This window comes from Streptomyces sp. NBC_00557, from assembly GCF_036345995.1.
In the GTDB taxonomy this organism is placed as follows: Bacteria; Actinomycetota; Actinomycetes; order Streptomycetales; family Streptomycetaceae; genus Streptomyces.
In genome coordinates, this window is record NZ_CP107796.1 from 4293280 (window position 1) to 4320135 (window position 26856).

Below are 26856 nucleotides of genomic sequence, written 5' to 3' on the forward strand. Positions count from 1 at the left end.
AAGAGACTCCGGAAGGTTTCGCATTCGCATGTCCGTGTCCAGTACTGATCAGTTCGTCGTGTCCGAGAACGAGCTCGCCGAGTTCGAGGGCGACCTCGCCGACGCGACGTCCGAGATCACCGAGGCCCCCGAGGCCGCTGACACCCCCCAGAACCAGACCCCCCAGACCACCTTCGCCGACCTCGGCCTGCCCGAGGGCGTCGTGCGCAAGCTCGCGCAGAACGGCGTGACCACCCCCTTCCCCATCCAGGCCGCGACCATCCCGGACGCCCTGGCCGGCAAGGACATCCTCGGCCGGGGCCGCACCGGCTCCGGCAAGACCCTCTCCTTCGGCCTGCCGACCCTGGCCCGGCTGGCCGGCGGCCGCACCGAGAAGAAGCGGCCCCGCGCCGTCATCCTCACCCCGACCCGCGAGCTGGCCATGCAGGTCGCCGACGCCCTCCAGCCGTACGGCGACGTCCTCGGCCTGAAGATGAAGGTCGTCTGCGGCGGCACCTCCATGGGCAACCAGATCTACGCCCTGGAGCGCGGCGTCGACATCCTCGTCGCCACCCCGGGCCGGCTGCGCGACATCATCAACCGCGGCGCCTGCTCGCTCGAGGACGTGCAGATCGCCGTGCTCGACGAGGCCGACCAGATGTCCGACCTGGGCTTCCTGCCCGAGGTCACCGAGCTGCTCGACCAGGTTCCGGCCGACGGCCAGCGCATGCTCTTCTCCGCCACCATGGAGAACGAGATCAAGACCCTGGTCGACCGCTACCTGAACGAGCCGGTCTCGCACGAGGTGGACGCGGCCCAGGGCGCGGTGACGACCATGTCGCACCACATCCTCATCGTGAAGCCCAAGGACAAGGCGCCGGTCACCGCCGCGATCGCCTCCCGCAAGGGCCGCACGATCATCTTCGTCCGCACCCAGCTGGGCGCCGACCGCGTCGCCGAGCAGCTGCGCGAGGCCGGCGTGAAGGCCGACGCGCTGCACGGCGGCATGACCCAGGGCGCCCGCACCCGCACCCTGGCCGACTTCAAGGACGGGTACGTCAACGTCCTGGTCGCCACCGACGTCGCCGCCCGCGGCATCCACGTCGACGGCATCGACCTGGTCCTGAACGTGGACCCGGCCGGCGACCACAAGGACTACCTGCACCGCGCCGGCCGTACCGCCCGTGCGGGCCGCACCGGCACCGTCGTCTCGCTCTCCCTGCCGCACCAGCGGCGCCAGATCTTCCGCCTGATGGAGGACGCCGGCGTCGACGCGGCCCGCCACATCATCCAGGGCGGCGCCGCCTTCGACCCGGAGGTCGCCGAGATCACCGGCGCCCGCTCCATGACCGAGGTCCAGGCCGAGTCCGCCGCGAACGCCGCCCAGCAGGCCGAGCGCGAGGTCGCCCAGCTCACCAAGCAGCTGGAGCGCGCCCAGCGCCGTGCCGCCGAACTGCGCGAGGAGGCCGACCGGCTGGTCGCCCGGGTCGCCCGCGAGCGCGGCGAGGACCCGGAGGCCGCCGTGGCCGAGGCGCAGGCGACGGCCGCCGAGGAACTCGCGGCCGCCGAGCAGACGGCCGAGCGGGAGACCGCGCGCGAGGAGCGTCCGGCGGCCCCGGCGCCGTACGAGCGCCGGGAGCGGCGCGGCTTCGACCGGGACCGGGCCGACCGTGGCGAGCGGGGTTTCGAGCGCCGTGAGGACCGGGGTGACCGTCGCGACGAGCGTGGTGGCCGCGGCTTCGAGCGCCGTGACGACCGTCGCCCGTTCGACCGTGACCGCCGCGACGACCGGGGTGGCCGTTCCTTCGACCGGGACCGTGGCGAGCGCGGCGGCTTCGAGCGCCGCGACGACCGGAGTGACCGCCGGGACGAGCGCCGTCCGTTCGACCGCGACCGCCGCGACGACCGCGGTGGCCGTTCCTTCGAGCGCCGCGAGGACCGGGGCGACCGTGGCTTCGAGCGCCGGGACGAGCGCCGTCCGTTCGACCGCGACCGCCGGGACGACCGCGGTGGCCGTTCCTTCGACCGGGACCGCGGCGAGCGCGGCGGCTTCCGCCGGGACGAGCGCGGTGGTCACCGGGGCAGCGACCGGCCGTTCAACCGCGACCGTCGCGACGACCGCCCGGGCTTCCTCCCGCACTCCCGCCGTCCGTCGAGCGGGGGCAGCCCCACCGGCGGCCACGAGCGTCCCTACGGCCGCCGTGACGACCACCGTGGCAACGGCTCCTTCGGCCGCCGCGAGGACAAGCCGCGCTGGAAGCGCAACGGCTGACGCCGAGTGACATCCGCGTGACCCGGCAAGGGCCCGTGCGACTCCGGTCGTACGGGCCCTTTTTCGCCACCGCGTGACGCATGTCGCGCCACCGGCAGGGGAATTGCTGGGGGCATGACAGATGATGACGTGCGAGTGAGTGGCCTGTCGGACGAGGAACGGCTGGCCCAGCTCGGTTACACCCAGGTCCTCGCCCGCAGGATGTCGGCGTTCTCGAACTACGCCGTCTCCTTCACGATCATCTCGGTGCTGTCCGGCTGTCTCACCCTCTACCTCTTCGGCATGACCACCGGCGGCCCGGCAGTGATCACCTGGGGCTGGGTGGCGGTCGGCCTGATGACCCTGTTCGTCGGCCTGTCGATGGCCGAAATCTGCTCGGCGTACCCCACCTCGGCGGGCCTGTACTTCTGGGCCCACCGCCTGGCGCCTCCGCGCTCGGCGGCGGCCTGGGCCTGGTTCACCGGCTGGTTCAACGTGCTGGGCCAGGTCGCGGTGACCGCCGGCATCGACTTCGGCGCGGCCTCCTTCCTCGGCGCGTACCTGAACCTGCAGTTCGGCTTCGAGGTGACCCCGGGCCGCACGGTGCTCCTCTTCGCGGCCATCCTGATCCTGCACGGCCTGCTGAACACCTTCGGCGTCCGGATCGTCGCGTTCCTGAACGACGTGAGCGTGTGGTGGCACGTGCTCGGCGTGGCGGTGATCGTCGGCGCGCTGGCCTTCGTCCCCGACCGCCACCAGTCGGCGGCGTTCGTGTTCACCAGGTTCGTCAACGAGACGGGCTGGCACAGCGGCGCCTACGTCGTGCTCCTCGGCCTGCTGATGGCCCAGTACACGTTCACCGGCTACGACGCCTCCGCCCACATGACCGAGGAGACCCACGACGCGTCCACGGCGGGCCCGAAGGGCATCGTCCGCTCCATCTGGACGTCGTGGATCGCCGGCTTCGTGCTGCTGCTGGGCTTCACGTTCGCCATCCAGTCGTACGACAAGGAACTGACCTCCCCGACCGGCGCACCCCCGGCCCAGATCCTCCTGGACGCGCTGGGAGCGACCTCGGGCAAGCTGCTGCTCCTGGTCGTGATCGGCGCCCAGCTCTTCTGCGGCATGGCGTCGGTGACCGCCAACAGCCGCATGATCTACGCCTTTTCCCGCGACGGCGCGCTGCCCTTCTCCCGTGTCTGGCACACGGTCAGCCCGCGCACCCGCACCCCGGTGGCGGCGGTCTGGCTGGCCGCGCTGGCCGCCCTGGCCCTCGGCTTTCCGTACCTGATCAACTCGACGGCGTACGCCGCCGTGACGTCGATCGCCGTCATCGGCCTCTACATCGCGTACGTCGTCCCGACCTTCCTGCGGGTCCGCAAGGGCGCCGCCTTCGAGCGCGGACCGTGGCACCTGGGCCGCTGGTCGGGCCTGATCGGGGTCGTCTCGGTGACCTGGGTCGCCGTCATCACGATCCTCTTCATGCTCCCCCAGGTGTCCCCGGTCACCTGGAAGACCTTCAACTACGCCCCGGTCGCCGTCCTGGTCGTCCTCGGCTTCGCGGCGACCTGGTGGCTGGTCTCGGCCCGCCACTGGTTCCTCACCGCCGACCGGGCCCCCGCCCCGAACCTGGTCGAAAAGTGACCATCCGGAGCCTTGGTCCCCTCCCGACGCGGCCGTGTCACCGATACCCGATCGGAGACACGGCCTCGTCCGGCTATGCTCGGACAGGCAACATCGCCTGGGCCCTTAGCTCAATTGGCAGAGCAGTGGACTTTTAATCCATTGGTTGTGGGTTCGAGTCCCACAGGGCCTACGGACGCGGGAGAGGGGCCGCCCTCTCACTGCCCGGCAGCGCCCGGGCCGGCTTCGGCCGGTCCGGGCGCTGCCGTGTGTGCGGGACCTCGCGCGCGGGGGACGGGGACCGGATTCCGGCGCGCGCCGCGGGCCGCTGCGTGGTGCTCTGGGAAGGGAGTCCCCCCGTCGAGTGACCTCCGTCCCCGGGTGACCCGATGCACGACCAGGAGGCCTGCCATGGTGCACCGGAAGCCGTTCCGACGCCCCGCCACCACCGTCGCCGCCGTCGCCGCCGGAGCCGCGACTCTCGCCACCGCCCTCGCGCTCACCCTGGGTTCCGCCTCCGGCCGGCCGCCCGGCACCGACTGGAACGCCGTGGGCCGTGCGATCGGGCAGCCGCTGACCACCGAGGCCCAGGACGTGCACACCGCCGAGTGGCTGCGCACCGACCTGCACGTGGTCAACGCCGGGGTGACCGAGAACCCGGCCATGGAGCTGAACGCCGAGGCGTCCTTCCATCCGGTCGGCGACGGCCGGACGCTGCTGATCGGGGAGGTCACCCTCACCGACGGCGAGGTGGGCACGGTCGTCGACCGCCTCCAGCGGGGCGGGGTGGAGGTCACCGCGCTGCACAAGCACCTCCAGGGCGAGACCCCGCGCCTGTGGTGGCTGCACTACTGGGCACTGGGCGACGCCGTGCGGATCGCCCGCACCGTGCACGGCGCCCTCGCCACGACCGGCATCCCGCTGAGCCGGAAGACCGGCGCCGAGCGGCCGATCGCCCTTGACGTCGCCGGGCTGGACCGCGTCATCGGCACGAAGGGCGAGAACGAGAACGGCGTGCTCCAGTACCACGTCCCGGTCTCCCGGCCCGTCGCGGACACCCGCGCCGGAACCACGCTGCCGTACCTCATGGAAGCCTCGACGCTGCTGATGTTCCAGCCGCTGGGCGGCGGCCGGGCGGCGGTCAACGGCGACTTCACCATGACCGCCGGCCAGGTCAACCCCGTGGTCCGCGCCCTGCGGGCGCACGGCGTGACCGTCATCGAGCTGCACAACCACCTGCTGTACGAGCAGCCGCGCCTGTTCTATCTGCACTTCTGGAAGACCGGCGACGCCACCACGCTCGCCCACGGCCTCCGCGCGGGCCTCGACCGGATCCACGCCCCGCGCGGCTGACCGGGGCGCGGATCCACACGCCGCGCGCCTGGCCGGGGCGGCGCGGCTCGGCTCGGCTCGGCTAAGGCTGCCCCGCGGCCGGCGGCTTGACGGCGCGGACGATCGCCGAGTGCATGCCGTCGGCGACCTCGTGGGTCGGGGTGACGGTGATGCCGGTGAAGCCGGCGGCCTCCAGGCCCGCCCGGTACTCGGCGAAGGACAGGGCCCCGGCGATGCAGCCCACGTAGTCGCCGCGCAGCGCCCGCTGTTCGGGGGTGAGGGCGTCGTCGGCGACGACGTCCGAGACGCCGATACGGCCGCCCGGCCGCAGCACCCGGAAGGTCTCGGCGAAGACGGCGGGCTTGTCGACGGACAGGTTGATCACGCAGTTGGAGATGACCACGTCGACGGTGTTCGCGGGCAGCGGGATCGCCTCGATGGCGCCTTTGAGGAACTCCACGTTCGTCGCGCCCGCCCTCGCGGCGTTGGCCAGTGCCAGGGCCAGCATCTCCTCGGTCATGTCCAAGCCGTACGCCTTCCCCGCCGGCCCCACGCGGCGCGCCGAGAGCAGCACGTCGATGCCGCCGCCGGAGCCGAGGTCCAGCACCCGCTCCCCTTCGCGGAGTTCGGCCACCGCGGTGGGGTTGCCGCAGCCCAGGGAGGCGGCGACGGCCTCGGCGGGCAGAGCGTCGCGCTCCTCGGCGGCGTAGAGGGTGGAGCCGAAGTTCTCGTCGACCTCGACGGGTTCGGGGCCGCAGCAGGCGGTGCCGCCCTCGCTGACCTTGACGGCCGCGGCTGCGTACCGCCGGCGGACGGTCTCCCGCAGATCGGTGGACTGCTCGCTCATCTCTTCACTCCTACGGCCTGTATTGAAGTCCGTCGATGTAACCTTGCGCCTTGGATCGAGAAACGTCAACATAGAAGCATGTCGAAACAAGAGCTCGAGGTGATCGGCCAGGAGAGTGCCGCCGCCTGCTGCCCGGGCCTGGCCGCCGCACCGCTGGACGACGAACGCGCCGCGGAGTTGGTCAGGGTCTTCAAGGCACTGGGTGATCCGGTACGGCTGCGGCTGCTGTCGATGATCGCCTCGCGGGAGGGCGGTGAGGTGTGCGTCTGCGAGATGACGCCCGCCTTCGACCTGTCCCAGCCGACGATCTCCCACCACCTCAAGCTGCTGCGCCAGGCCGGTCTGATCGACTGCGAGCGCCGGGGGACGTGGGTGTACTACTGGGTGCTGCCCGGCGTCCTGGACAAGCTCGCCGGGTTCCTGACCAGGCCACAGGCCACCGGGGTGACGGCGTGACCGCGTCCCTCGGCCGCCGGGTCGCGGCCGAGGCGCTGGGCACCGGGTCGCTGGTCGCCGTGGTCGTGGGTTCCGGCATCCAGGCGACCGAGCTGTCCCACGACGTCGGCGTGCAACTGCTGGCCGACTCGCTGGCCACCGTGTTCGGCCTGGGCGTGCTGATCACGCTGTTCGGACCGGTCTCCGGCGCGCACTTCAACCCCGCCGTCACTCTGGCCGTCTGGTTCACCGGCCGCCGCACCGGCACCGGGCCGGGCCTGCGCGAGGTCGCCGCGTACGTGCCCGCGCAGATCGCCGGGGCCATCGGCGGCGCGGTACTGGCCGACGCCATGTTCGGCGTGCCGCCGGCCGCGTTCTCCGGCCACGAGCGGTCCGCCGGGCATCTGCTGCTGGGCGAGGTCGTGGCCACGGGAGGGCTGATCCTGCTCGTCCTCGGCCTGGAGCGGGCCGGCCGCGCCGCGCTCGCGCCGGTGGCCGTCGCCTCGTACATCGGGGCCGCCTACTGGTTCACCTCCTCCACCTCCTTCGCGAACCCCGCCGTCACCGTCGGCCGCGCCTTCACCGACACCTTCGCCGGGATCGCCCCCGCCTCCGTCGCCCCCTTCGTCGGCGCCCAACTGCTGGGCTCCGTGCTGGGGTTGGCCGCCGTGACGGTCGTGTACGGCCGCCAGGCGCCCAACCGGACCGACGGCACCGCCGTACCCCCCGGCGCATCCGCACCCGCGCCCGGCCCCGGACTCGAGGCCGAAGCCGGACTCGCCTCCTCCTGACCGACCCTCCGCCTGCTAGGACACCCCGCATGAGTTCCGCCGCCCAGCGCCCCTCGGTGCTGTTCGTCTGCGTCCACAACGCCGGCCGTTCCCAGATGGGCGCCGCCTTCCTCGCCCGCCTCGGCGGCGACCGGGTCGAGGTCCGCTCGGCCGGCTCCGCCCCCGCCGACGCGGTCAACCCCGCGGTCGTCGAGGCCATGGCGGAGGTGGGCATCGACCTCTCCGCCGAGACGCCGAAGATCCTCACCACCGAGGCGGTACGGTCCTCGGACGTGGTCATCACGATGGGCTGCGGCGACGCCTGCCCGGTCTTCCCCGGCAAGCGGTACGTGGACTGGCCGTTGGACGACCCGGCCGGCCAGGGCGTCGAGGCGGTCCGCCCCATCCGCGACGCCATCGCCCGGCGCGTCCGCGCCCTGCTGACCGAACTGGGCATCCCGGCCCAGGCCGGATAGAGCAGTCCGGCGTCCGACGCGTCCGCCGAGGAGGCGGTTCCGACGATCGCCGCCCTCGCCCGGCTGCTCCTCTCAGGACCTCGGACGGCACATGGCCGGCCTCGGCGTGGATGTGCCGGACGAGGGCGAAGTGGCCCGGGTGGTCCGTCATGAGTCCCGCGAACCCGCGGGCCAGGGCGGCCAGGTCGCGCTCCGGGTACTCGGCGTGCGGCGGCCGTTCGGGATGCGGCACCGAGGGCAGGCGGGCGAGCCGGGAGTCCCGGACCTCGCTGGACGTCCACGTCACCACGGTCTGGAAGGGCTGTGCCTTGCCGCCGGGGAAGTGGTCGTGGCGGGTGCGCGGGGGCGCCCGCCTCACCCCACCCCCAGCTCCGTCAGCGGCAGCGTGTGGCGGGTCTGGAGGACCTTCGCGCGGAGGTAGCGGACGTTGTGGGGCGTGGTGAAGACACCGGTCGGGATCCGGTCCCGGACGGTGACGCCCAGGGTGCGCAACTGCTCGGCCTTGTCGGGGTTGTTGGACAGCAGGTCCAGTTCGCCGATGCCGAGCGCGGCCAGCATCTGCGCGGCGGCCGTGTAGTCGCGGGCGTCCTCCGGCAGGCCGAGCGCGGCGTTCGCCTCGTAGGTGTCGAGGCCCTGGTCCTGGAGGGCGTACGCGTCGAGCTTGTTGTAGAGGCCGATGCCGCGGCCCTCCTGGCGGAGGTAGAGCAGGACGCCGCCGCGGCCGGCGATGCGCTCGACCGCCTCGCGCAGCTGGGGTCCGCAGTCGCAGCGGGCCGAGCCGAAGACGTCGCCGGTCAGGCACTCGGAGTGCAGCCGCACCAGCGGGACCGCGCCCGGCGCCGGGTCGCCGAGGACGACGGCGACGTGCTCCTGCCCGTCGGTCAGGCCGTGGAAGGTGACGAGCTCGGCGTCGACGCCGTAGCCGTCGTGGAAGCGCAGCGGCACCCGGACGCGGGCGCGCGGCGTGGCGGCGGGAGTGTCGGGCATGCGGATCCCTCCGGAGGCTTTTGCTTCAGATTTGAAGCAGCTATACGCAGGGACCCTACCGCATGCTTAAAAGTTAAAGCAATCAGTTTCCGCCGGCCGGGGAATCGGGGCCGGAACAGGACGAACGGCGCCGCCAGGGCACCTCCTCCGTCCGGGGAGCGGCGCCCTCGCCCTGCAGGCCGCGCGCGATCCCCGTGCAGATCTCCTCCAGCTGCCCCACCTGCTCCGGCGTGAGCCGGTCGAAGAGGGTCGCGCGCACGGTCTCGACGTGCCCGGGCGCCGTACGCTCCAGTACGGCCATGCCCTCGTCCGTCAGCACGGCGATGCTGCTGCGCCTGTCCCAGCGGCAGTCCTCCCGGCGCACCAGCCCGTCCCGCTCGAGCCGGCTCACCGCGTACGTCAGCCTGCTGCGCGTGATCTTCAGCGTCTCGGCGAGATCGGTCATCCGCAGCCGCCGGTCGGGCGCCTCGGAGAGGTTGGCCAGCACGGAGTAGAACAGATGGGGCATGCCGGCGTCCTGCTGGAGCTGTCGGTCGACGGCGTCCTCCAGGAGGCGCGACGCGGCGAGATACGCGCGCCAGGCGCGCAGCTCCTCGGGGCTGAGCCAGCGGGTCGTCATGCCGCCAGTGTAAGTTTGTTTAAAACTTGAACCAAGTCACGCCACCCCGCAGGGAGACCGCGCCGATGTCGTACCCGTACGTGCTGCTGTCCGCCGCCGTCTCCCTCGACGGCTACCTGGACGACACCGGCCCCGACCGGCTGCTGCTGTCCAGCCCGGCCGACTTCGACCGGGTCGACGCGGTCCGGGCCTCCGTCGACGCCATCCTCGTCGGCGCCGGCACGATCCGCGCCGACAACCCGAGGCTGCTGGTCAACTCGGCCGAGCGGCGCGCGGCCCGGGTCCGGGCGGGCCGACCGGAGTACCCGCTGAAGGTGACCGTCACCGCCACCGGCGACCTCGACCCCGGCGCGCGGTTCTGGCACACCGGCGGCGACAAGCTCGTCTACACCACCGACGAGGGGGCGGAGCGGGCCGCCGGCCGGGTCGGCGACGTCGCCGACGTCGTCCCGCTCGGCCCCGGCCTCGACTGGCGGGCGCTGCTGTCCCACCTGCACGACGTGCGCGGGGTGCGGCGGCTGATGGTCGAGGGCGGCGGCACGGTCCACACCCAGCTGCTGCGGCAGGGCCTCGCCGACGAACTGCAGCTGGTCCTCGCGCCGCTTTTCGTCGGCGACCCGGCCGCGCCCCGCCTGTTCGGGCCCGGCGGCTACCAGGCCGGCCGGCTGCGGCTCACCGAGACCCGCCGTATCGAGGACGTGGTCCTCATGCGGTACGAGCCCACGGCCCCCGGCAGCGGTCCGCTGCCCACCGCCGCCGACCGGCACTGGCTGCGCACCGCCTGCGAGCTGGCCGCGCTGTGCCCGCCCGCGAAGACGGCGTTCAGCGTCGGTGCGCTGGTGGTCGCCGCCGACGGGACGGAACTGGCCCGCGGCCATTCGCGGGAGGGCGGGGACGCGGTGGTCCACGCGGAGGAGGCCGCGCTGGCCAAGGTCGATCCGGCCGACCCGCGCCTGGCCGGCGCCACCGTCTACAGCAGCCTCGAGCCCTGCGCCCGGCGCGCCTCGCGGCCCGCCCCCTGCGCCGAGCTGATCCTTCGCGCGGGGGTACGGCGGGTGGTCACGGCGTGGCAGGAGCCGGACACGTTCGTGCCGGGGGCCGACGGGACCGGGGTGCTGGCCGGCGGGGGCGCGCAGGTGGTCGTCCTGCCGGAGCTGGAGGACCTCGCCAAGGCGCCGAACGCCCACCTGCTGGGGTGAACACTCCGGGCCGGGGAACACCCTGGGCCGGAAAACACCCAGGGCCCGGAAACCAGCTGGTTTCCGGGCCCTGAGCCTTCAGTAGCGGGGACAGGATTTGAACCTGCGACCTCTGGGTTATGAGCCCAGCGAGCTACCGAGCTGCTCCACCCCGCGTCGTTGTGACTCCAGCATACACCAGTCCGAAGGCCGCCCGACGCCATCCCCGGCCGTCCCTCACCAAGAGTGACCGGACGACCGCCGTCCGCATAACATCTGAGACACCATCAAAAACACCGATGCTGCTGTTCGCTGACCAACTCGCCCCTTTTTCCGCAGTCTTGGCCGGTAAGTCCCCGGCCGGAAACCTTAATGATCAAGCCGAACGGCTTGGAAAGTGCCTGTCAGGTCTATTAACGTTCGATAACGCAGCGCGGTCGTCCCAGCCGTCACAAGAGGCGGCTCCGTGCGCACGCGCCGAATCCCGCGAGGGAACCGGGGAACCACCACCTTGGGGTGAATCACGCGGATGCCGTCGTGAACTCGCAGAGTCCACGACCGGTATACGCGCGTAGGAGACCTTCCTGCTCCGAACCCGTCAGCTAACCCGGTAGGCGGAGGAAGGAAAGGAGCACGCCCGAGTGGCGTCCAACCGGCCCGCCCCAGAAGCCCCCTTCATGCCCCAGCAGGCCGAGCCGGAGACCTTCGGCTACGGCGCCTACCGCGCCGAGGAGGGCCCCTGGGAGGAGTGGAACCCCACCGAGGACTCCGTCGCCCCGGTCCGGGGCCGGCACCGGGTCGCCAAGCAGCGCGGCGGCTTCGCGCGCAGCTCCACCGTCCTCGGCGTCGGCGTGATGGCCGCGGTCGGCGCGGGCGGCATGGCCAGCGCCAACACCGGCAAGCCGCCGGTCTCCATCTCCCTGCCGGACCTGGACTCCGTCGAGCACATCTTCGGCGACTCCTCCTCCGCTCCCGAGGCCGCCGCCACCGGGCTCAGCAAGGTCGGCACCACCACCGACAGCGCCGAGACCGGCAACGCGGGCGAGGCGCTGCGCAACCGGATCATGGCCCAGGCCGAGCAGCAGCGGGGCCAGGCCGACAGCAAGGCCACCACCGCCGCGCTCGCCGCCGCCGAGAAGCAGACCGCCGACGCGGCCGCCAAGGCGGAGAAGGAGGCCGCCGCCAAGGCCGCCGCCGCCAAGGAGAAGGCGGAGGCCGACGCCGAGAAGGCCGCCGAGGCCAAGCGGCTGGCCGAGCTGGCCAAGCAGTACACGCTGCCGGTCGTGTCGTACACGATCACCGGCACCTTCGGACAGCCCGGCGCGATGTGGTCGTCCGGCTACCACACCGGTCTCGACTTCGCCGCCCCCACCGGCACCCTCATCAAGGCCGTCCACAGCGGCACGGTCACCGAGGCGGGCTGGGCCGGCGCCTACGGCTACCGCACCGTCCTGACCCTGGACGACGGCACCGAGCTGTGGTTCTGCCACCAGTCCTCGATCAACGTCTCCGTCGGCCAGAAGGTCTCCACCGGCCAGGTCATCGGCCGCGTCGGCGCCACCGGCAACGTCACCGGCCCGCACCTGCACCTGGAGGTCCACCCGAACGGGCAGGCCACCGGGATCGACCCGGCGCCCTGGCTGCGCGACAAGGGCCTCAACCCCTGAGCCGCACCGCTCTTCTCGCGGGATTCCCACGCCGGCGGCGGAATGCGATCATCCACCGCCGGCGTTGACTTGGAGCATGACTTCTCTGCGCACACTCGGTTCCTCCGGCCTCGAGGTCTTCCCGCTCTGCCTGGGCGGCAACGTCTTCGGCTGGACCGCGGACGAGGAGACCTCCTTCGCCGTCCTCGACGCCTACGCGGAGGCCGGCGGCAACTTCATCGACACCGCCGACTCCTACACGGCCTGGATCGAGGGCCACAAGGGCGGCGAGTCCGAGACGGTCCTCGGAAAGTGGATCAAGTCCCGCGGCAACCGCGACCGTGTCGTCGTCGCCACCAAGGTCAGCCAGCACCCCGAGTACCAGGGACTGTCCGCCGCCAACATCAAGGCCGCCGCCGACGCCTCCCTGCGCCGCCTGGACACCGACTACATCGACCTCTACTACACCCACTTCGACAAGCCCGAGATCCCCGTCGAGGAGATCATCGGCGCGCTCGACGAGCTGGTCCGGGCGGGCAAGGTCCGGCACATCGCCGCCTCCAACATCAGCCCCGAGCGCCTGAAGGCCTCGCTGGACTTCTCCGACCGCGAGGGCCTGGCCCGCTACGTCGCCCTCCAGCCCCACTACAACCTGGTCTCCCGCGACACCTACGAGGGCCCGCTGCAGGACCTGGTCGCCGAGCAGGGCCTGGCCGCGGTGCCGTACTTCTCCCTTGCCGCGGGCTTCCTCACCGGCAAGTACCGGCCCGGCACCAAGGTCGACAGCGCCCGCGCGGGCCGGGCCCAGGGGTACGCCGACTCCGAGCGCGGTCAGAAGGTCCTGGCGGCCCTGGACGAGATCGCCGCCGCCCACGAGGCCCCCGTCGCCACGGTCGCCCTCGCCTGGCTCGCCGCCCAGCCCACCGTCACCGCCCCGATCGCCTCGGCCCGCACGGTGGAGCAGCTCCCGGCCCTGCTCGCCGTGGTCGACCTGAAGCTGACGGAGAAGGAGGTCCAGACGCTGACGGAGGCGTCGGCCTAGTCCTTCGCCGGCCGCAAGCCCCGCCGCGGCGCTCGGCCACGACGGCGCATTCCGGCGGTGCCGAGCTCCCTGCAGCCCGATCGGCTACGACCGATACGGGTTGTAAGCGGAGTAGGGCGCCGCCGGATACCCGTACGCCGGCCAGTAGGGCGTGGGCGCCGGCGGCGTGTACACCGGCCGGGGCTGCGGGATCACGCGTGCCGCGTACTCCAGCGCCGGCCGGGCCAGATCCCGCCGCTTCCACAGCTCGTCCAGCAGCTCCCGCTCCCGTACGACGAAGTCGGCCCCCGCCTTGCCGCGGCGCCCCCGGTGCCGCAGGAACGCGAGCGAGGTGGCGTACGCCTCGTACCGGGCCACGGCCCGCGCCGCCGGCCGGCCGCCGTGGTGCCGGGCGTAGTCCCGGGCCGTGCGCCGCGCCCGCATCGACCCGAGCGCGAACGGCTCGGCCGGCCCCAGCCATCCGGCCAGCACATACGCCGGCAGCTCCTCCCGCACGGTGCGCAGCTCCCGCTGCCGCGTGAAGATCGCGAGCCAGGTCAGCAGCCCGAACACGGGCACCATGAATCCGCCGTAGACGGCGAAGAACCCGAACTCGCCGAAGGTGGAGGAGCCGTTCCAGAAGGCGTGCATGCTCATCGCCAGCAGCAGACCGCCGAGCGGCAGCAGCACCCGCCGGGCCCGCTGCCGCTCGGCGGAGAGCGCCGAGATGCCGAAGCCCAGGCCGGTGAGGGTGGTGAACAGCGGGTGCGCGAACGGCGACATCACGATGCGCACGAAGAAGGTGGCGGCGGTGACGGAGGCGATGCCGCTGCCGCCGCTGACCTGGTCGGCCCCGAAGGCCGTGCCCAGGTAGAGGATGTTCTCGGTGAACGCGAACCCGGTGGCGGTGATGCCCGCTATCACCACCCCGTCGACGATCCCGGTGAAGTCGCGTCTGCGGAAGAGGAAGACCAGCAGGACGGCGGCGGCCTTGGCGGACTCCTCCACGATGGGCGCTATCACGGTGGCGCCCAGGGTGTCGGCACTGGCCGGATCGGCGGTGGCGGTGGCTATCCACTTGGTCGCGAAGCTGTTGGCGACGATGGCTATCAGCGCCGCCGCGCACGCTCCCCAGGCGAAGGCGAACACCAGGTTCCGCCAGGGGCCCGGCTCCACCCGGTCCAGCCACCGGAAGGCGGCCATGAGCCAGGGCACGGGCAGCACGGCGAGGCCGAGCCCGACGAGAAACCCCTCGGTGCCGGTCTGCCGGCGCACCAGCGCCAGGATGACCAGACCGGACATGGCCAGCAGGGTGATCAGCGCTCCGTACCGCACCCACTGGCGCTGCCACCAGTGCGGATGGCGCAGCACGGGGCCGTGCGGGCCCGGGGGATACGTCGGGAAGGGAGGACTGGTGGCCACGGCATCGACCCTAACGGTGGCGGGACGAAGGGCTGGAGTTCTTTATCGGTCCTGCCGACCGGACCGATCGCAGTCCTGCCGGTCGCCGGGACCGCTGTCCCGGTGCGGTACGCGGCGGAAGAGCAGATCGTTCACCACGTGTCCCTTCTGGAGTCCCTGGCCCTCGAAACGGGTCAGCGGCCGGAACCCGGGGCGCGGCGCGAAACCGCCGTCCGCCTGCGTGTTCTCGAAGTCGGGGTGCCCGGTGAGCACCTCGAGCATCTGCTCGGCGTACGGCTCCCAGTCGGTCGCGCAGTGCACGATCGCGCCGGGCCTGAGCCGGGTCGCGGCGAGGTCGAGGAACGCGGGCTGGATGAGCCGCCGCTTGTGGTGCCGCTTCTTGGGCCAGGGGTCCGGGAAGTACACCCGCAGCCCGTCGAGCGAGTCGGGGGTGAGCATCTCCCTGAGCAGGATGATCGCGTCCCCGTTGGCCACCCGGACGTTGGTCAGGCCGTTGCGGTCGGCGAGCGCGAGCAGATTGCCCTGGCCCGGGGTGTGGACGTCGACGGCGAGGATGTTCGTGTCCGGGTCGGCGGCGGCCATCTGCGCGGTGGCCTCGCCCATCCCGAACCCGATCTCCAGCACGACCGGTCTGTCGTTGCCGAACAGCCCGGCCAGGTCGATGACCCGCTGCCCGTCGATGTCCAGGCCCCACTTCGGCCACAGCCGCTGCAGCGCGTCCGCCTGCCCGGCGGTGACCCGGCTGCGCCGCGGCTGGAAGCTGCGGATCCGCCGCTCGAAGTGCGAGCCGGCGGGGTCGGCCTTGGGACCGTCCGGGAACCGCGGCTCGCCCTTGGCCCGGGTGTGCCGGACGGGCACACCGGCGGTGCGGGGGGCGGGCGTGGGGGCTTCGGGCGCGTTCAGGGAGTCAGACACAGTGCTTCCGATTTTACGGGGCACTACGCGGACGCCTTCCCGAGCATGTCCAGCACCCGGCGCCCGATCTCCCGCCCGATCGGCAGGGAGGCCGTGGCCGCCGGGGACGGCGCGTTGAGCACGTGGACGGCCCGCGCTCCCTCCCGGATGAGGAAGTCGTCGACCAGCGTGCCGTCCCGCAGCACCGCCTGGGCCCGCACCCCGGCGGGGGCCCGCACCAGGTCGTCCGCCCCGACCGCGGGCAGCAGCCGGCGCACCGCCTGCAGGAACGCCCCCTTGGACAGTGAGCGGTGCAGCTCGCCGGCGCCGTATCTCCAGTGCCGCCGGGCGATCGCCCACGACCCGGGCCACGCCAGGGTGCCGGCCAGCTCCCGGGGGCGTACGACCCCCCAGCCGTACCCCTCCCGGGCCAGGGCCGGCACCGCGTTGGGCCCGATGTGCACGCCGCCGTCGATGCCCCTCGTCAGATGGACCCCGAGGAACGGGAACGCCGGGTCCGGCACCGGATAGACCAGTGCGCGCACCAGCTCCGGCCGGGCCAGCTCGTAGTACTCCCCGCGGAACGGCACGATCCGTACCCCGGGCTCGTCCCCGGTCAGCCGGGCCACCTCGTCGCAGTGCAGCCCGGCGCAGTTGACCAGCACCCGGGCGCGGACGACGTCTCCGCCCGCGGTGAGGACGGCCACGCCGCGCTCCGGGCGGCGGTCGATCCGGACCACCCGGGCGCCGTAGCGGATCTCGGCGCCGGAGGCCTGCGCAAGCTGCCGGGCCACTCCGGCGAAGTCGCACACGCCCGTGCTGCCGACGTGTATGGCGGCGAGGCCGCGGACCTCGGGCTCGTACTCCCCGATCTGGGCGGCGCCCAGCTCGCGGACCGGAATGCCGTTCTCCCGGCCGCGCTGCACGAGCGCGTGCAGCCGGGGCAGCTCCTCCCGCTCGGTGGCGACGATCAGCTTGCCGGTGACGGCGTGGGCGATGCCGTACTCGGCGCAGAACTTCACCATCTCGGCGGCGCCCCGCACCGCGTACCGCGCCTTGAGCGAGCCCGGGCGGTAGTAGATCCCGCTGTGGATCACGCCGCTGTTGCGCCCCGTCTGGTGCCGGGCCGGACCCGGCTCCTTCTCCAGCACGGTGACCGCCGTGCCCGGCGCGGCCCGGGTGATCGCATACGCCGTGGACAGCCCGACGATCCCCCCACCGACCACGAGCACATCGCAGTCGTACGCCCCGACCGGCACCTGCACCACCTCCCACCTCGATAGTGCACTGCGCCACTGACAACGCCTTCAAACACGGGCGGTGAGGCTTGTCATGCCGGGGCCATGAGCAGCGGCCGGGCCCGCTCCCGCAGCTCCACCACCCTCGGTTCGTCCCCGTACGGCTCCAGGCGGTGCAGCAGGTCCTTCACGTACTCCGTCGTCCGGGCCGAGGAGATCCGCCCGGCCACCTCCACGGCCCGCACCCCCTGCTCACAGGCGGCGTCCAGATTCCCGGACTCCAGCTCGGCCACCGCCGAGACCACCAGCCGCAGCCCGTGCGACCGCACGAACTCCTCGGTCGGCTTCGACAGCGCCTGTTCCGTGAACCGCCGCACCTGGCGGGGCGCCTTCAGATCGCGGTAGCACTCGGCCGCGTCCGCCGCGAACCGGTCATAGCCATAAAAACCAAGCCAAGACGGGTCGTTGTCCCCCTCGCGTGATCGCTCCAGCCATCCCTCCGCCGCCTTCAGCGCGGCTCCGGCGGCCTGTGCGTCGCCCGCACGCGCGTGTGCCCGCGCCTCCACCAGCCGGAAGAAACTCATCGTCCGCGCGGTGGCCAGCCCGCGGTTGCGCTCCAGCGCGGCCTGCGCCAGGTCGACCCCCTCGTCGCCGAAGCCGCGGTAGGTAGCCTGCAGCGACATGGAGGCCAGCACATAGCCGCCCAGCGGAACGTCCGCCGCCGCCCGCGCGAGCCGCAGCGCCTGGATGTAGTACCGCTGCGCCGCCTCCTGCTGCCCGGTGTCGAAGGCCATCCAGCCGGCGAGCCGGGTCAGTTCGGCGGAGGCCCCGAAGAGCGCGCGGCCCACCTCGTCGGAGTAGGAGCCGAGCAGCAGCGGCGCCGCCTCCACCCGCAGGCACTCCGGCACCATCGACGAACGCCAGTCCCCGCCGCCGTACTTGGAGTCCCAGCGCCGGGCGTCCTCGGCGGCCTCGCGCAGCTTCTGCACATCGCTGTGGCCGACTTTGATCGGTGCGCCGGAGCCGTCCGCGGAGCCGGCCTCCCGCGCGACCGAGCTGTCGGCGGGGGTTATCAGCCAGCGTGAGGCGGGCGTTGCGTATGCGCTCACTGCGAACGATCCGGCGAGCGACTGCCAGATGCCGCCGGAGCCGGCGCGGCGGCCCGCGAGGTCGAGGCGGTACAGCTCCGTCGCCGACTTCACCGCCTGGCCGACGTCTCTGGGGAAGGCGAGGCCCACTTCGGGCGCGGGATCCGCGTCCGCCAGGCCGATCTCGTGGAGCGGCACCGGGCGGCCGAGCTTCTGGCCGATGGCGGCCGCGATGAGGTGCGGCGCCGCTCCCTGCGGCACCATCCCCTTCGACACCCAGCGCGCCACGGAGGTCTTGTCGTAGCGAAGAGTCAGACCGCGTTGGGCGCCGAGGTCGTTGACGCGCCGCGCGAGTCCGGCGTTGCTGATTCCCGCGAGGGCGAGAACGGCGCCGAGTTTTTCGTTCGGCCCGCGTTGCTCCCTGGACATGCGCCACCCCTCGACACAGACGGCTGCCGCGCTGGCATAACCATGCGGCATTCGTAAACCCAGCGTAGTTCGCCGCATCCCAAGCGTTAAGGGGCATTGTTCCGGATGGCGGGATTGTGGTCCGTACGGAAGTGCGGTCCTGTACGCACCGTGCACGGCCGTTCGCCGCGTGCCCCGGCGCGTGTGGCCGTGCGCCCGTCCGTGCGCTCTTCTCCGGCCACCTCGGGAGCGGTTCCATGGGTCCTGCGTGGGTCGGCCCGCTGTACTGGATCCAGTGGGCTGGGGGACACCGCCACCTTCATCCCCGCGGGTGGCGGACCGGTCCGGGAGGCGATGCCCGCCTCCCGGACTGTGCGCGTATCCGCGCCGCCGCACGCTCCGAGGGCCTGTACGGAGCGTGCTCATCTTCCTTTTGGTTCAGCAGATTTGGCTGAAAATCGCCCCTGTCTGTCGCGGTGAACTCCCGCTCCGACCACGCAAGTTCGGGGCGCGAAGGGCGTCTTGGGGGAGCGTACAGGGGGCGCATTCACGTCGTGTTCTTCCGGCTCCCGCCCTGCGGTTCCCTCGATCGAAGCCGGTGCCGCCGACCCTCCACAGCGCTTGCTTCGTGGCAGCATGGGGTCCGGTTCGTGCGGTGCACTGTTGTCCACAGGCTGTGGAGGCGTCGATGCGGTGGTTGGTGGGTTGGAGCAGCACCGCCGCGAGCTTCGCCGGCATCGGCTCAGCGGGCGCCACCGGGTATGACGGCGAGACCCTGCACCCGGTCGGCTCCCAGCTGCTGTGGGGCGACCCCGATCCGCTGTGGGCCGTCGGCGACTGGCGCCCGGACGAGGTGCGCGTGGTGAAGGCCGACGCGGACAACCGCATCGCCGTCCTCGGCATCTGCGGCGCCTCCGACGACGAGCTGCGGCGCGGCCTGTTCACCGCGCGCGGCGGCGCCCTGCGCCATCTGACCGCCTGGCCGGGCAGCTACACGGCCGTCGTCAAGGTCGGCCGCCGCATCACCGTCTGCGGCGATCTCGCGGGCGCCCGCCCGGTGTTCCACACCCCCTGGGCCGGCGGCACCGCCTACGCCACCGCCGCGCTGCCGCTGGCCGACCTCATCGAGGCCAACCTCGACTTCGGCCACCTGGCCGCCCTGCTCGCCGCCCCGGACGTGCCGGCCGCGCTGCGCGACACCACCCCGTACGAGGGGGTACGGCGCGTCCCGCCGGGGCACGCGCTCGTGCTGCGCGCGGGCTCGCGCGAGATCGCCGGGTACGAGCCGGTCGCCTCCCTCGCCGTGGCCGCGCCCCCCGCCGACCCCGACAGCGCCGTGGACGCCGTCCGGGACGCCCTCGTGGAGGCGGTGCGCGCGCGTCTGTCGGCGCCCCGGCACGTGCCCGACCTCGACCCCGGGCCGGTGCCCGGCATGGGACCGGCCGAGCGGCGCGCCCGGCGCGGCATGCCCGTGCCCGGCATCGGCGCCGACCTCTCCGGCGGGCCCGCCTCCGGCACCCTCGCGCTGCTCGCCGCCGGGCTGCCCGGCAGACCCGGCACGCTCCTCGGCCACGGCACCGGCGCCGGCGAGCGGCTCCTCGCCGTCACCTTCAACGACCTGGCCGTCGGCGGCCGGGAGGCGGAACTGGAGCGCGCCGGCGCCCTCGCCGCGGGCCCGCGCCTGCACCACGTCGTCGTCACCGGCGCCGAGGAGACCCTGCCGTACGCCGAGCTCGACGGCCCCCTCACCGACGAACCCGGGCCCTCGCTGGTCACCGCCGCACGGCACCGTGCCCGGCTCGCCGCAGGCAGCGCCGACCACTTCACCGGCCACGGCGCCCGGCAGGTCCTGGACGCCCACCCCGCGCGCCTCGCCGACCTCCTGATGGACCGCAAACGGCGCCATCTGGTCCGCCCGGTCGCCGCGCTCGCCAAGGCCGACGGCTCGGTGATGGTCCCCGCGCGCGTGTACGGCGCCGCCCGCCGGCTCGCCCGCACCCCCTACCGCGCCGGCCTGGAGGTGCTGGCCGAGCGGCTGATGCGGCGCCGCTTCGACGAGCCCGGCGGAGCGGTCGGCGCCTCCCTCGCCGCGCTGACCTGGGCCAGACCCGGGCCGGCCGCCCGCTGGCTGACGGGCGAGGCACTGGCCGAAGTATCGGTTCTGCTGCAGGGGGAGGCGGACCGCTCGGCGACCGGCGTGCAGCGTCCCGGCGAGTACCGCGCGCGTGCCGCCCTCGCCCGCCACGCCGCCGACCTGCGCGTCCTGGAACAGGCCGCCGAGATCCGCTCCCAGCGCCTGCACGCACCCTTCCTCGACAACCAGGTCGTCCGCGCCTGCCGCGCCCTCCCGGAGGCCCTGCGCGTCCAGCCCGGCGCCCGCGCCTCGATCCTCCGTACGGTCCTGGAGGGCGCCGGCGTCACCGGCCTCCCGCCCGGCTGGGGAGCCCCCTCGCACGCCTCCTCGGCGGCGGCCGCCCGCGCGGGACTGCGCGTGGCCGCCGAACCGCTCCAGGACCTCTTCGCCAGTCCCCTGCTGGCCGACGCCGGCCTCGTGGAGGCCCGCGTCGTCCGCAAGGCGCTGCGCTCGGCGGCCGACGGCGAGTCCCTCCCCCTCGACGGCCTCGCCGACCTCATCTCCCTGGAACTCTGGCTCCACCGCCTCCTGGCCCGGCGGGGCACCTGCTGGACGGGGACACCGACACGCGCGCGTGCGGTGCCGTCGGGGATTCAGCCGCGCCGGGGTGCTCTGGCTTCCGGCGCGTGAAGGCTGAGGGTGCTGTCCCTGCCCTACCGGGGGCTGCCGCCCCCAGGCTCCCGCGGGGGGTGGTTCCCGCCGTGCCCTTGTGCGGGTCCGTCGTGGGCGGTCGCGCCCACGCGGCGGAGCCGCATATCGACGCAGCGCCGGAAACCCGCTCGGCCACAGCCCGGGGCACCGGTCCCGCGCCGGTCGGTGAAACCCCGTCGCCCCACCCCCGACGCCCCGGGACAATGACCGGGTGCGGTACAGAATCCTGGGCGTGGCCCAAGCGGCGGACGAGCAGGGCACCCCCCTGCCCATCGGCGGCCGGCGCCTCCGCACGCTGCTCACCGCCCTGGCCCTCCGCCCCGGCCGCCCCACCGGCGCCGACACCCTGATCGACGAGATCTGGCCGCAGGACCCGCCCCAGGACGCCCCCGCCGCCCTCCAGGCCCTCGTCGGCCGGCTCCGCCGTGCCCTCGGCCGCCACGCCGTCACGTCCACCCCGGGCGGCTACCGCCTGGAGGCGACCGCGGACGACGTCGACCTGTTCGTCTTCGAGCGCCTCGTCCACGCCGGCACCAAGGCCCTCGCCGCGGCCGACCCGGCCACCGCGCACCGCGCCCTCACCGAGGCCCTCGCCCTCTGGCACGGCCCCGCCCTCGCCGACCTCCCCGACCGCACCGCCGCCACCCGCCCGGAGGCCCTGCGCCTGGAGGCCGCCCGCGCCCGCGCCGCCGCCGCCCTCGACCTCGGCCGCGCCCCCGACGTCGTACCGGAGCTGACGGAGCTGACCGCGGCCCATCCGCTGGACGAGCCGCTGCACGCGCTGCTCATCCGCGCGCTGCGCGACGCCGGCCGTGCCGCCGACGCCCTCGCCGCGTACGAGTCGGTCCGCCGCACCCTCGCCGACACCCTCGGCGCCGATCCGGGACCGGAACTCAGGGACCTGCACGCGTCGTTGCTGAGGCAGGAGACGCCCGGGCCATGCCAGCCGTCCAAGCCGTCGATGCCGTCGGAGGCGTCGGGGGCGCAGCCAGCGCCGGCCCAACGCCCCGAGCGCACCGGCAATCTCCGCCCCCGTCTGACCTCCTTCGTCGGGCGGGAACCGGAACTCGAGGCCATTCGTTCCGACTTGCACAGGGCCCGCCTGGTCACGCTCACCGGACCGGGCGGCTCGGGAAAGACCCGCCTCGCCGAGGAGGCCGCCGCAGGGCTTCCGGAGGCGTGGATGGTCGAGCTGGCCCCGCTCGACCATCCGGAGGCGGTGCCCGGCGCGGTGGTCAGCGCCCTCGGTCTGCGCGAGACCGTGCTGCTGACCAACGAGCTGGCGGCCCCGCAGGCCGACCCCGTCGCCCTGCTGATCGAGTACTGCGCCCCGCGCAGCCGGCTCTTGATCCTTGACAACTGCGAACACGTCATCGGCGCGGCAGCCGCCCTCGCCGAGACCCTCCTCACCCACTGCCCGGGGCTCACGATCCTCGCGACCAGCCGTGAACCCCTGGGCGTCCCCGGTGAGTCGGTGCGCCCGGTCGAGCCCCTGGTCCCGGAGCAGGCGCACCGGCTGTTCGCCGAGCGCGCCAAGGCCGTCCGTCCCGACGCCGATGCGGTGCTCGCCGACACCGAGGCCGTGGCGGAGATCTGCCGCCGCCTGGACGGGCTGCCGCTCGCCATCGAGCTGGCCGCCGCCCGGCTCAGGCTGCTGACCCCGCGGCAGATCGCCGACCGGCTCGACGACCGCTTCCGCCTGCTCACCTCCGGAAGCCGCACGGTCCTGCCCCGCCAGCAGACCCTGCGCGCGGTCGTCGACTGGTCCTGGGACCTGCTGGACGAGCGCGAGCGCACGGTGCTGCGCGAGGTGTCCGTGTTCGCCGGCGGCTGGGACCTCGCCGCCGCCGAGGCCGTCTGCACCGGACCGGCGGCCGACCTGATCGGCGCCCTGGTGGACAAGTCCCTCGTCGTGGCCGCGCCCTGCGGCCCCGACGGCTCCGGCGGCATGCGCTACCGCATGCTGGAGACCATCCACGAGTACGCCACCGAGCGCGCGGCGGAGGTCCCCGGACTGCGCGCTGCGGCCGAGCGCCGGCACCGCGCGTGGGTGCGGGCGCTGGCGGAGGAGGCCGACCCCCGCCTCAGGTCGGCGGACCAACTGGTGTGGATCTCCCGCCTGGAGACCGAGCTGGACAACATCCGGGCGGCCCTGGACCGCTCGGTGCGCGCCGGCGACGAGCCGGAGGCGGGCGCGATCGCCCTGGCGATGGGCTGGTTCTGGTGGCTGCGCAACCACCGCCGGGAGGCGGTCGCCCGGGTCCGCATGGTCCTCGGCCTGGGCGTGGCCCTGGACACCCTCACGGCCCCGGACGCCCCGGACGCACTGGACGCCCCGGCGGACCTGATGTCCCTGGTCGAGTCGGCCGACCCGGTCGGCGCCTTCCTCGCCAAGCCCGACGGCGAGGCGGGGCATCCGCTTCGGGAGCTGCGGATGGACCTGCGGATGCTCCACCTGTTCCTGACCTCGGAGTCGGGCGCCGACGACCTCGTGGCCGACCCGCGCGCCCCGCAGTACCTGGCGCGCGTCCGCGCCGCCTACGAGTGCGGCGGCCCCCAGGCCGCCCGGCTCCCGGGCATCGTCTGGCCGCTGACCGCCTACTACCTGGGCGGCGTGGCGGACCTCGGACCGGACATGGCCGCGGCCGTCGCCAACTGCCGCGCCTACGGCGGCGACTGGGAGGTCGGCGTCTCCCTGATGTACCGCACCCATGTGGTCGTCGACTCTCCGGGCAACCTGCGGGGCGTGGACGAGGACCTGGCCGAGCTGCGCATCCTCAGCCGGCGTGTCGGGGACCGCTGGATGCGGGCCCAGGTGTGCAGCGCGGCCGGCGAGGCGGCCATGGCACGCGGCAGGTACACCGAGGCCCGCGCCGAGTACGAGGAGGCGCTGCGGCTCGCCCATGAGGTGGGGGCCCACGCCGAGTCGCCGTTCCTGAAGGCGCGCCTCGCCGAGATCGCCTACCGCTCCGGCGACGCCGAGGCCGCGCTGGCCGCGCTGGACGAGGCGGGCGCGGCCGCCGACCGGTACGCGGTGCCGGAGTCGCGTGCCTTCGTGCTGCTGATGCGCGCCCACATCGCCCTGCACTTCGGGCAGACCGCCCGGGCGCGGGAGCTGTACGAGGAGACCCGCGCGGTGGCGAGCGGCGGCACCCCGCCCCCGCAGTTCGAGGCGGCCCTGCGCACCGTCGAGGCGCTGCTCGCCGCCGAGGAGTCGGGTCCCGCGCACGGGCTGCCGATCCTCGCCGAGGCGCTGCGGCAGGCCGTGGACCGGCGGTGCTCGGAGGCCATCACGGCGGTGCTGGTGGACACCGCGGCCGGGCTGCGGGCCCGGTGCGGCGATCTGGCCGGTGCGCTACGGCTGTTCGCCGCCGCGGACCGGTGGCGTGACGGCAACCCGCGCCCCGAGCCGGAGGCCGGCCAGGCCGCCCGGGTGCTGGCCGAAGCCCGCGCGGCCCTGCCCCCCGAGCGGTACGAGGCCGAGCTCGCCCGGGGCGCCTCCCTGGGCGTGGCCGATGTCCTGCGCGACATCGGCGCGGCGGCGGCTCCCGCCGGACAGGGCCGGTGACACCGCCGGGGCCTGCCGGCAGGTGAACCGGGACTCCGCCCAGTCCGCGAGGGCCGCCCGGTCGAAGAGCTCGCTGTGCGGTCGCACCACGAGCCGTACGGTCCTGCGCCCGGTCAGGTTCACATGGACGGGCACGGCAGGGTCGTTTCCCTTGACCATGCCGGACTGCCACAGCCGTACCCCGTCGGCGTAGACGGAGAAGGACACCTTGCCGAGGCCGAGCGTCATGTCGTCCACGCCGGCCAGTGCGTCGTACGCGGTGCACTGCCGGTTGAGGGCGATGGCGACGGAGGACTCGCCGTGCACGGTGACCCCGTGCGCGTACTGCTCGCCGTCGACCGACAAGCCGTAGCGCCGCCACACCCAGCTGCTCTCGCCGAGCTGGATCTCGGGCTTGGTGCCGTCGCCCGCGACGTCGTAAGCGAGGGCGCTGACCTGGTACACGGTGAGCGCCGGCGGCGGAGAAGGCGCCGGCGTGGGTTCCGGTGGGGGCGTCGGCGTCGGTGTCGGGGTGGGCGTCGGCCTGGGCCGGGGCGCTGGCTTCGGCGTGGGTTTCGGAGTGGGTGGGGGCGTGGGTTTCGGTGTGGGTGGGGGCGTCGGGGTGGGAGACGGCTCGGGGGCGAGCACCACCGGCTCGGGCGAGGGCTTCTCCGTCGACGGGGCCGGCTTCGGCCCCGGGGGCTGGACGGCGGGCGCGGACGGGGCCGGCTTGGCGGCCTCCTTCGCCGGCGGGTGGCTGTCGTTCACCAGGACCAGCGCCACCGCGGCGGCGGCCACCGCGACCACACCGGCCGCGATCCCCGCCTTCACCGGGGCGCCGAGCCCCTCCGAGGCCGCGGTGCCGCCCGCGCCACCGGCCCCGCCGGACGACCCCCCGGCCGCCGCGGCCGCACCCGCCGCGCCGGCGCCGGCGCTGCCCGCGACGATCCCGAGCGCCTTGGCGTACCCGGCGGCCCCGAACCAGCCGATGACCGCGACCGGGACGACGCCGGGGATCCCGCCGGCGACCTCTTCGATCTGCGCGGCCGCGAGCCGGCACCTGGCGCATTCCTCCAGGTGCTTGCGCAGGCCCCGTTCCGCGCGGATGCGCAGTTTGCGGCGGGCGTAGGTGCCGAGCTGGTCGGCGTAGCGGGCGCACTCCTCGTCCCCGGCGAGGGAGGCGCTGACATGGGCCTGGAGATAGGCCTGCTTGAGCCCCTCGCGGGCGCGGCTCGCCAGCACGCGCGTGCCGTTGGCGTCCAGCCCGAACAGGACGGCCACCTCGCTCGGGGACTCGTCCTCCACCTCGGTGTGCCACAGCACGGCCTGCCAGCGCTCGGGCAGCGAGCGGAAGGCCCGCATGGCCAGGGACTGCTCCGCCTCGTGCATCGCCCGCACATCGGCGCCCAGGTCGAGACCAGCTCCGAAGGAGCCCATGGACGCGGTGTCGTCGGACACCTCGGAGGCGCGCGTGGCCTGCTGGGCGAAGACGGCGAAGTCGTCGACGAGCTGCTCGCGCCGGGCGGACTTCGTCCAGTGCGCGGCGACGCGCCGCACGGAGGTCAGCAGGTAGGCGCGAACGGCGTGCTGGGGACCGGAGCCTCCGCGCACCGCCTGCAGCATCCGCGCGAAGACCTCCGCCGTCAGGTCGTCGGCGGTGTGCCCGTCCCGGCAGCAGGTGCGCGCATAGCGCCGTACGGCTTCCGCGTGCCGCCGGTACAGCTCCTCGTACGCGGAGTCGTCGCCGCCGCGCATCCGCTCGATCAGCTCGCCGTCGTCGGGCGGCGTCTCCCGGGGCGGCGGCAGGACGCTGCCTTCACGCTGGGCGGGCACGCTCGCGTCGCGGCGCCCCGCGGAAACCGGCGGTCCGCCCTGGTTCGGCACCTGCGGCCCCGTAGGCCCGGCGGCCTCCGCGCCCGCGTCGTCACCGCGTGACTCGTCCCACCCGTCAACGCCCATCGCGGAAAGCCCCCGACCCCCGACCAGCCCCATCCGTCACCGGCACAGGGTGCCACAACGGCTTCTGGACAAGGCCCGCATGTGCACGGCATCCACTCATCCGAGGGCTGTGGCCGCCAGACTTTCGGCTGCTCCTCGAAAGAGTGAACCCCACCCCTGAGGGGCGCGTGATCTGCGGCTCCGGCGCGATGGGGTCCGTGCGGAGGCGATGGCTCCCGTGCCGGAGGCGATGGGGTCCGTGCGGGGCCGGGCGCAGCCGAGCCCGTGAGGAAGCAGCGACAAGCCGCGACGGACCCGCAGCCCGGGGGCCACGGGTCCTTCCGCCTCCTGCACGCGCTCGCTGCTCGGCGC

18 protein-coding genes, 2 tRNA genes, 1 pseudogene and 1 riboswitch are annotated in these 26856 nt (G+C 73.8%); of the genes and pseudogenes, 12 read left to right on the plus strand and 9 right to left on the minus strand.

Annotated features, from left to right (window positions below):
• Positions 1-28: 28 nt before the first annotated feature.
• The 4 genes from OG956_RS18450 (at position 29) to OG956_RS18465 (ending at position 5206) form a co-directional block, all read left to right on the plus strand.
• Positions 29-2251, plus strand: a complete 2223-nt coding sequence (locus tag OG956_RS18450; protein ID WP_330339064.1) for a DEAD/DEAH box helicase — start codon at positions 29-31, stop codon at positions 2249-2251.
• A gap of 114 nt (positions 2252-2365) precedes the next feature.
• On the plus strand, positions 2366-3874 hold the full coding sequence (locus tag OG956_RS18455; protein WP_330339065.1) for an amino acid permease: 1509 nt from the start codon (positions 2366-2368) through the stop codon (positions 3872-3874).
• A gap of 99 nt (positions 3875-3973) precedes the next feature.
• Positions 3974-4046, plus strand: a tRNA-Lys gene (locus OG956_RS18460).
• A 218-nt stretch (positions 4047-4264) separates the two neighbouring features.
• Positions 4265-5206: an LppY/LpqO family protein gene (locus OG956_RS18465; RefSeq protein WP_330339066.1), complete on the plus strand. Its 942-nt coding sequence runs from the start codon at positions 4265-4267 to the stop codon at positions 5204-5206.
• A gap of 61 nt (positions 5207-5267) precedes the next feature.
• On the opposite strand, the gene arsM is transcribed toward OG956_RS18465, so the two are convergent.
• A complete protein-coding gene (gene arsM, locus OG956_RS18470) occupies positions 5268-6032 on the minus strand; it encodes an arsenite methyltransferase (RefSeq protein WP_330339067.1) in 765 nt (254 codons plus the stop codon).
• 78 nt (positions 6033-6110) lie between these two features.
• Here arsM and OG956_RS18475 point away from each other — a divergent pair, with 78 nt between their 5' ends.
• The 3 genes from OG956_RS18475 to OG956_RS18485 are packed head-to-tail and all read left to right on the plus strand — an operon-like array spanning position 6111 to position 7713.
• Positions 6111-6488, plus strand: coding sequence for an ArsR/SmtB family transcription factor (locus tag OG956_RS18475; protein WP_330339068.1), 378 nt, complete (start codon positions 6111-6113; stop codon positions 6486-6488).
• On the plus strand, positions 6485-7258 hold the full coding sequence (locus tag OG956_RS18480; RefSeq protein ID WP_330339069.1) for an aquaporin: 774 nt from the start codon (positions 6485-6487) through the stop codon (positions 7256-7258). The genes OG956_RS18475 and OG956_RS18480 overlap by 4 nt, the downstream gene beginning before the upstream one ends.
• 29 nt (positions 7259-7287) lie before the next feature.
• Positions 7288-7713: an arsenate reductase ArsC gene (locus tag OG956_RS18485; RefSeq protein ID WP_330339070.1), complete on the plus strand. Its 426-nt coding sequence runs from the start codon at positions 7288-7290 to the stop codon at positions 7711-7713.
• A 354-nt stretch (positions 7714-8067) separates the two neighbouring features.
• Here OG956_RS18485 and OG956_RS18490 read toward each other — a convergent pair whose 3' ends face one another.
• Positions 8068-8700 carry a GTP cyclohydrolase II gene (locus tag OG956_RS18490; RefSeq protein WP_330339071.1) on the minus strand — a complete coding sequence of 211 codons (633 nt, stop codon included), beginning with the start codon at positions 8698-8700 and terminating at the stop codon, positions 8068-8070.
• Between the two features lie 82 nt (positions 8701-8782).
• Positions 8783-9319, minus strand: a complete 537-nt coding sequence (locus OG956_RS18495) for a MarR family winged helix-turn-helix transcriptional regulator (protein ID WP_330339072.1) — start codon at positions 9317-9319, stop codon at positions 8783-8785.
• Between the two features lie 65 nt (positions 9320-9384).
• On the opposite strand from OG956_RS18495, the gene OG956_RS18500 reads away from it, so the two are divergent.
• Positions 9385-10518 (plus strand): dihydrofolate reductase family protein, encoded by a 1134-nt coding sequence (locus OG956_RS18500; RefSeq protein WP_330339073.1) that lies wholly within the window; start codon positions 9385-9387, stop codon positions 10516-10518.
• A gap of 82 nt (positions 10519-10600) precedes the next feature.
• On the opposite strand, the gene OG956_RS18505 is transcribed toward OG956_RS18500, so the two are convergent.
• Positions 10601-10674: transfer RNA gene (locus OG956_RS18505), tRNA-Met, on the minus strand.
• Between the two features lie 288 nt (positions 10675-10962).
• Positions 10963-11129: riboswitch (cyclic di-AMP (ydaO/yuaA leader) on the plus strand.
• A gap of 9 nt (positions 11130-11138) precedes the next feature.
• Between OG956_RS18505 and OG956_RS18510 the strand changes: the two genes are divergently transcribed.
• Both OG956_RS18510 and OG956_RS18515 read left to right on the plus strand, forming a co-directional pair.
• Positions 11139-12164 (plus strand): M23 family metallopeptidase, encoded by a 1026-nt coding sequence (locus tag OG956_RS18510; RefSeq protein ID WP_330339074.1) that lies wholly within the window; start codon positions 11139-11141, stop codon positions 12162-12164.
• A gap of 76 nt (positions 12165-12240) precedes the next feature.
• A complete protein-coding gene (locus tag OG956_RS18515) occupies positions 12241-13185 on the plus strand; it encodes an aldo/keto reductase (protein ID WP_330339075.1) in 945 nt (314 codons plus the stop codon).
• Positions 13186-13269: 84 nt separating this feature from the next.
• Here the strand turns inward: OG956_RS18515 and OG956_RS18520 are convergent, their stop codons facing one another.
• From OG956_RS18520 to OG956_RS18535, 4 genes are all read right to left on the minus strand, one after another.
• Positions 13270-14586: a PrsW family intramembrane metalloprotease gene (locus tag OG956_RS18520; RefSeq protein ID WP_330339076.1), complete on the minus strand. Its 1317-nt coding sequence runs from the start codon at positions 14584-14586 to the stop codon at positions 13270-13272.
• Between the two features lie 42 nt (positions 14587-14628).
• On the minus strand, positions 14629-15501 hold the full coding sequence (trmB, locus tag OG956_RS18525) for a tRNA (guanosine(46)-N7)-methyltransferase TrmB (protein WP_330339077.1): 873 nt from the start codon (positions 15499-15501) through the stop codon (positions 14629-14631).
• A 23-nt stretch (positions 15502-15524) separates the two neighbouring features.
• The gene (lhgO, locus tag OG956_RS18530) at positions 15525-16748 is read right to left on the minus strand and encodes an L-2-hydroxyglutarate oxidase (RefSeq protein WP_330339078.1); all 1224 of its coding nucleotides are present in this window, start codon (positions 16746-16748) and stop codon (positions 15525-15527) included.
• Between the two features lie 62 nt (positions 16749-16810).
• Positions 16811-18235: an MFS transporter gene (locus OG956_RS18535; protein ID WP_330339079.1), complete on the minus strand. Its 1425-nt coding sequence runs from the start codon at positions 18233-18235 to the stop codon at positions 16811-16813.
• 667 nt (positions 18236-18902) lie between these two features.
• On the opposite strand from OG956_RS18535, the gene OG956_RS18540 reads away from it, so the two are divergent.
• Entirely contained in the window at positions 18903-20978 is a 2076-nt protein-coding gene (locus OG956_RS18540; protein WP_330339080.1) for an asparagine synthase-related protein, read from the plus strand.
• Between the two features lie 253 nt (positions 20979-21231).
• A pseudogene (locus OG956_RS18545) lies at positions 21232-22512 on the plus strand (BTAD domain-containing putative transcriptional regulator); the annotation flags it as partial.
• A gap of 1842 nt (positions 22513-24354) precedes the next feature.
• Here the strand turns inward: OG956_RS18545 and OG956_RS18550 are convergent.
• Positions 24355-26505, minus strand: a complete 2151-nt coding sequence (locus tag OG956_RS18550) for a sigma-70 family RNA polymerase sigma factor (protein ID WP_330339081.1) — start codon at positions 26503-26505, stop codon at positions 24355-24357.
• Between the last annotated feature and the right edge of the window lie 351 nt (positions 26506-26856).

Coding starts and splice junctions, on each gene's coding strand:
- OG956_RS18500 (WP_330339073.1), top strand. CDS start 9,385: ATGTCGTACCCGTACGTGCTGCTGTCCGCCGCCGTCTCCCTCGACGGC.
- OG956_RS18455 (WP_330339065.1), top strand. CDS start 2,366: ATGACAGATGATGACGTGCGAGTGAGTGGCCTGTCGGACGAGGAACGG.
- OG956_RS18450 (WP_330339064.1), top strand. CDS start 29: ATGTCCGTGTCCAGTACTGATCAGTTCGTCGTGTCCGAGAACGAGCTC.
- OG956_RS18495 (WP_330339072.1), bottom strand. CDS start 9,319: ATGACGACCCGCTGGCTCAGCCCCGAGGAGCTGCGCGCCTGGCGCGCG.
- OG956_RS18485 (WP_330339070.1), top strand. CDS start 7,288: ATGAGTTCCGCCGCCCAGCGCCCCTCGGTGCTGTTCGTCTGCGTCCAC.
- OG956_RS18515 (WP_330339075.1), top strand. CDS start 12,241: ATGACTTCTCTGCGCACACTCGGTTCCTCCGGCCTCGAGGTCTTCCCG.
- OG956_RS18535 (WP_330339079.1), bottom strand. CDS start 18,235: ATGTCCAGGGAGCAACGCGGGCCGAACGAAAAACTCGGCGCCGTTCTC.
- OG956_RS18540 (WP_330339080.1), top strand. CDS start 18,903: ATGCGGTGGTTGGTGGGTTGGAGCAGCACCGCCGCGAGCTTCGCCGGC.
- arsM (WP_330339067.1), bottom strand. CDS start 6,032: ATGAGCGAGCAGTCCACCGATCTGCGGGAGACCGTCCGCCGGCGGTAC.
- OG956_RS18490 (WP_330339071.1), bottom strand. CDS start 8,700: ATGCCCGACACTCCCGCCGCCACGCCGCGCGCCCGCGTCCGGGTGCCG.
- OG956_RS18550 (WP_330339081.1), bottom strand. CDS start 26,505: ATGGGCGTTGACGGGTGGGACGAGTCACGCGGTGACGACGCGGGCGCG.
- OG956_RS18465 (WP_330339066.1), top strand. CDS start 4,265: ATGGTGCACCGGAAGCCGTTCCGACGCCCCGCCACCACCGTCGCCGCC.
- OG956_RS18475 (WP_330339068.1), top strand. CDS start 6,111: ATGTCGAAACAAGAGCTCGAGGTGATCGGCCAGGAGAGTGCCGCCGCC.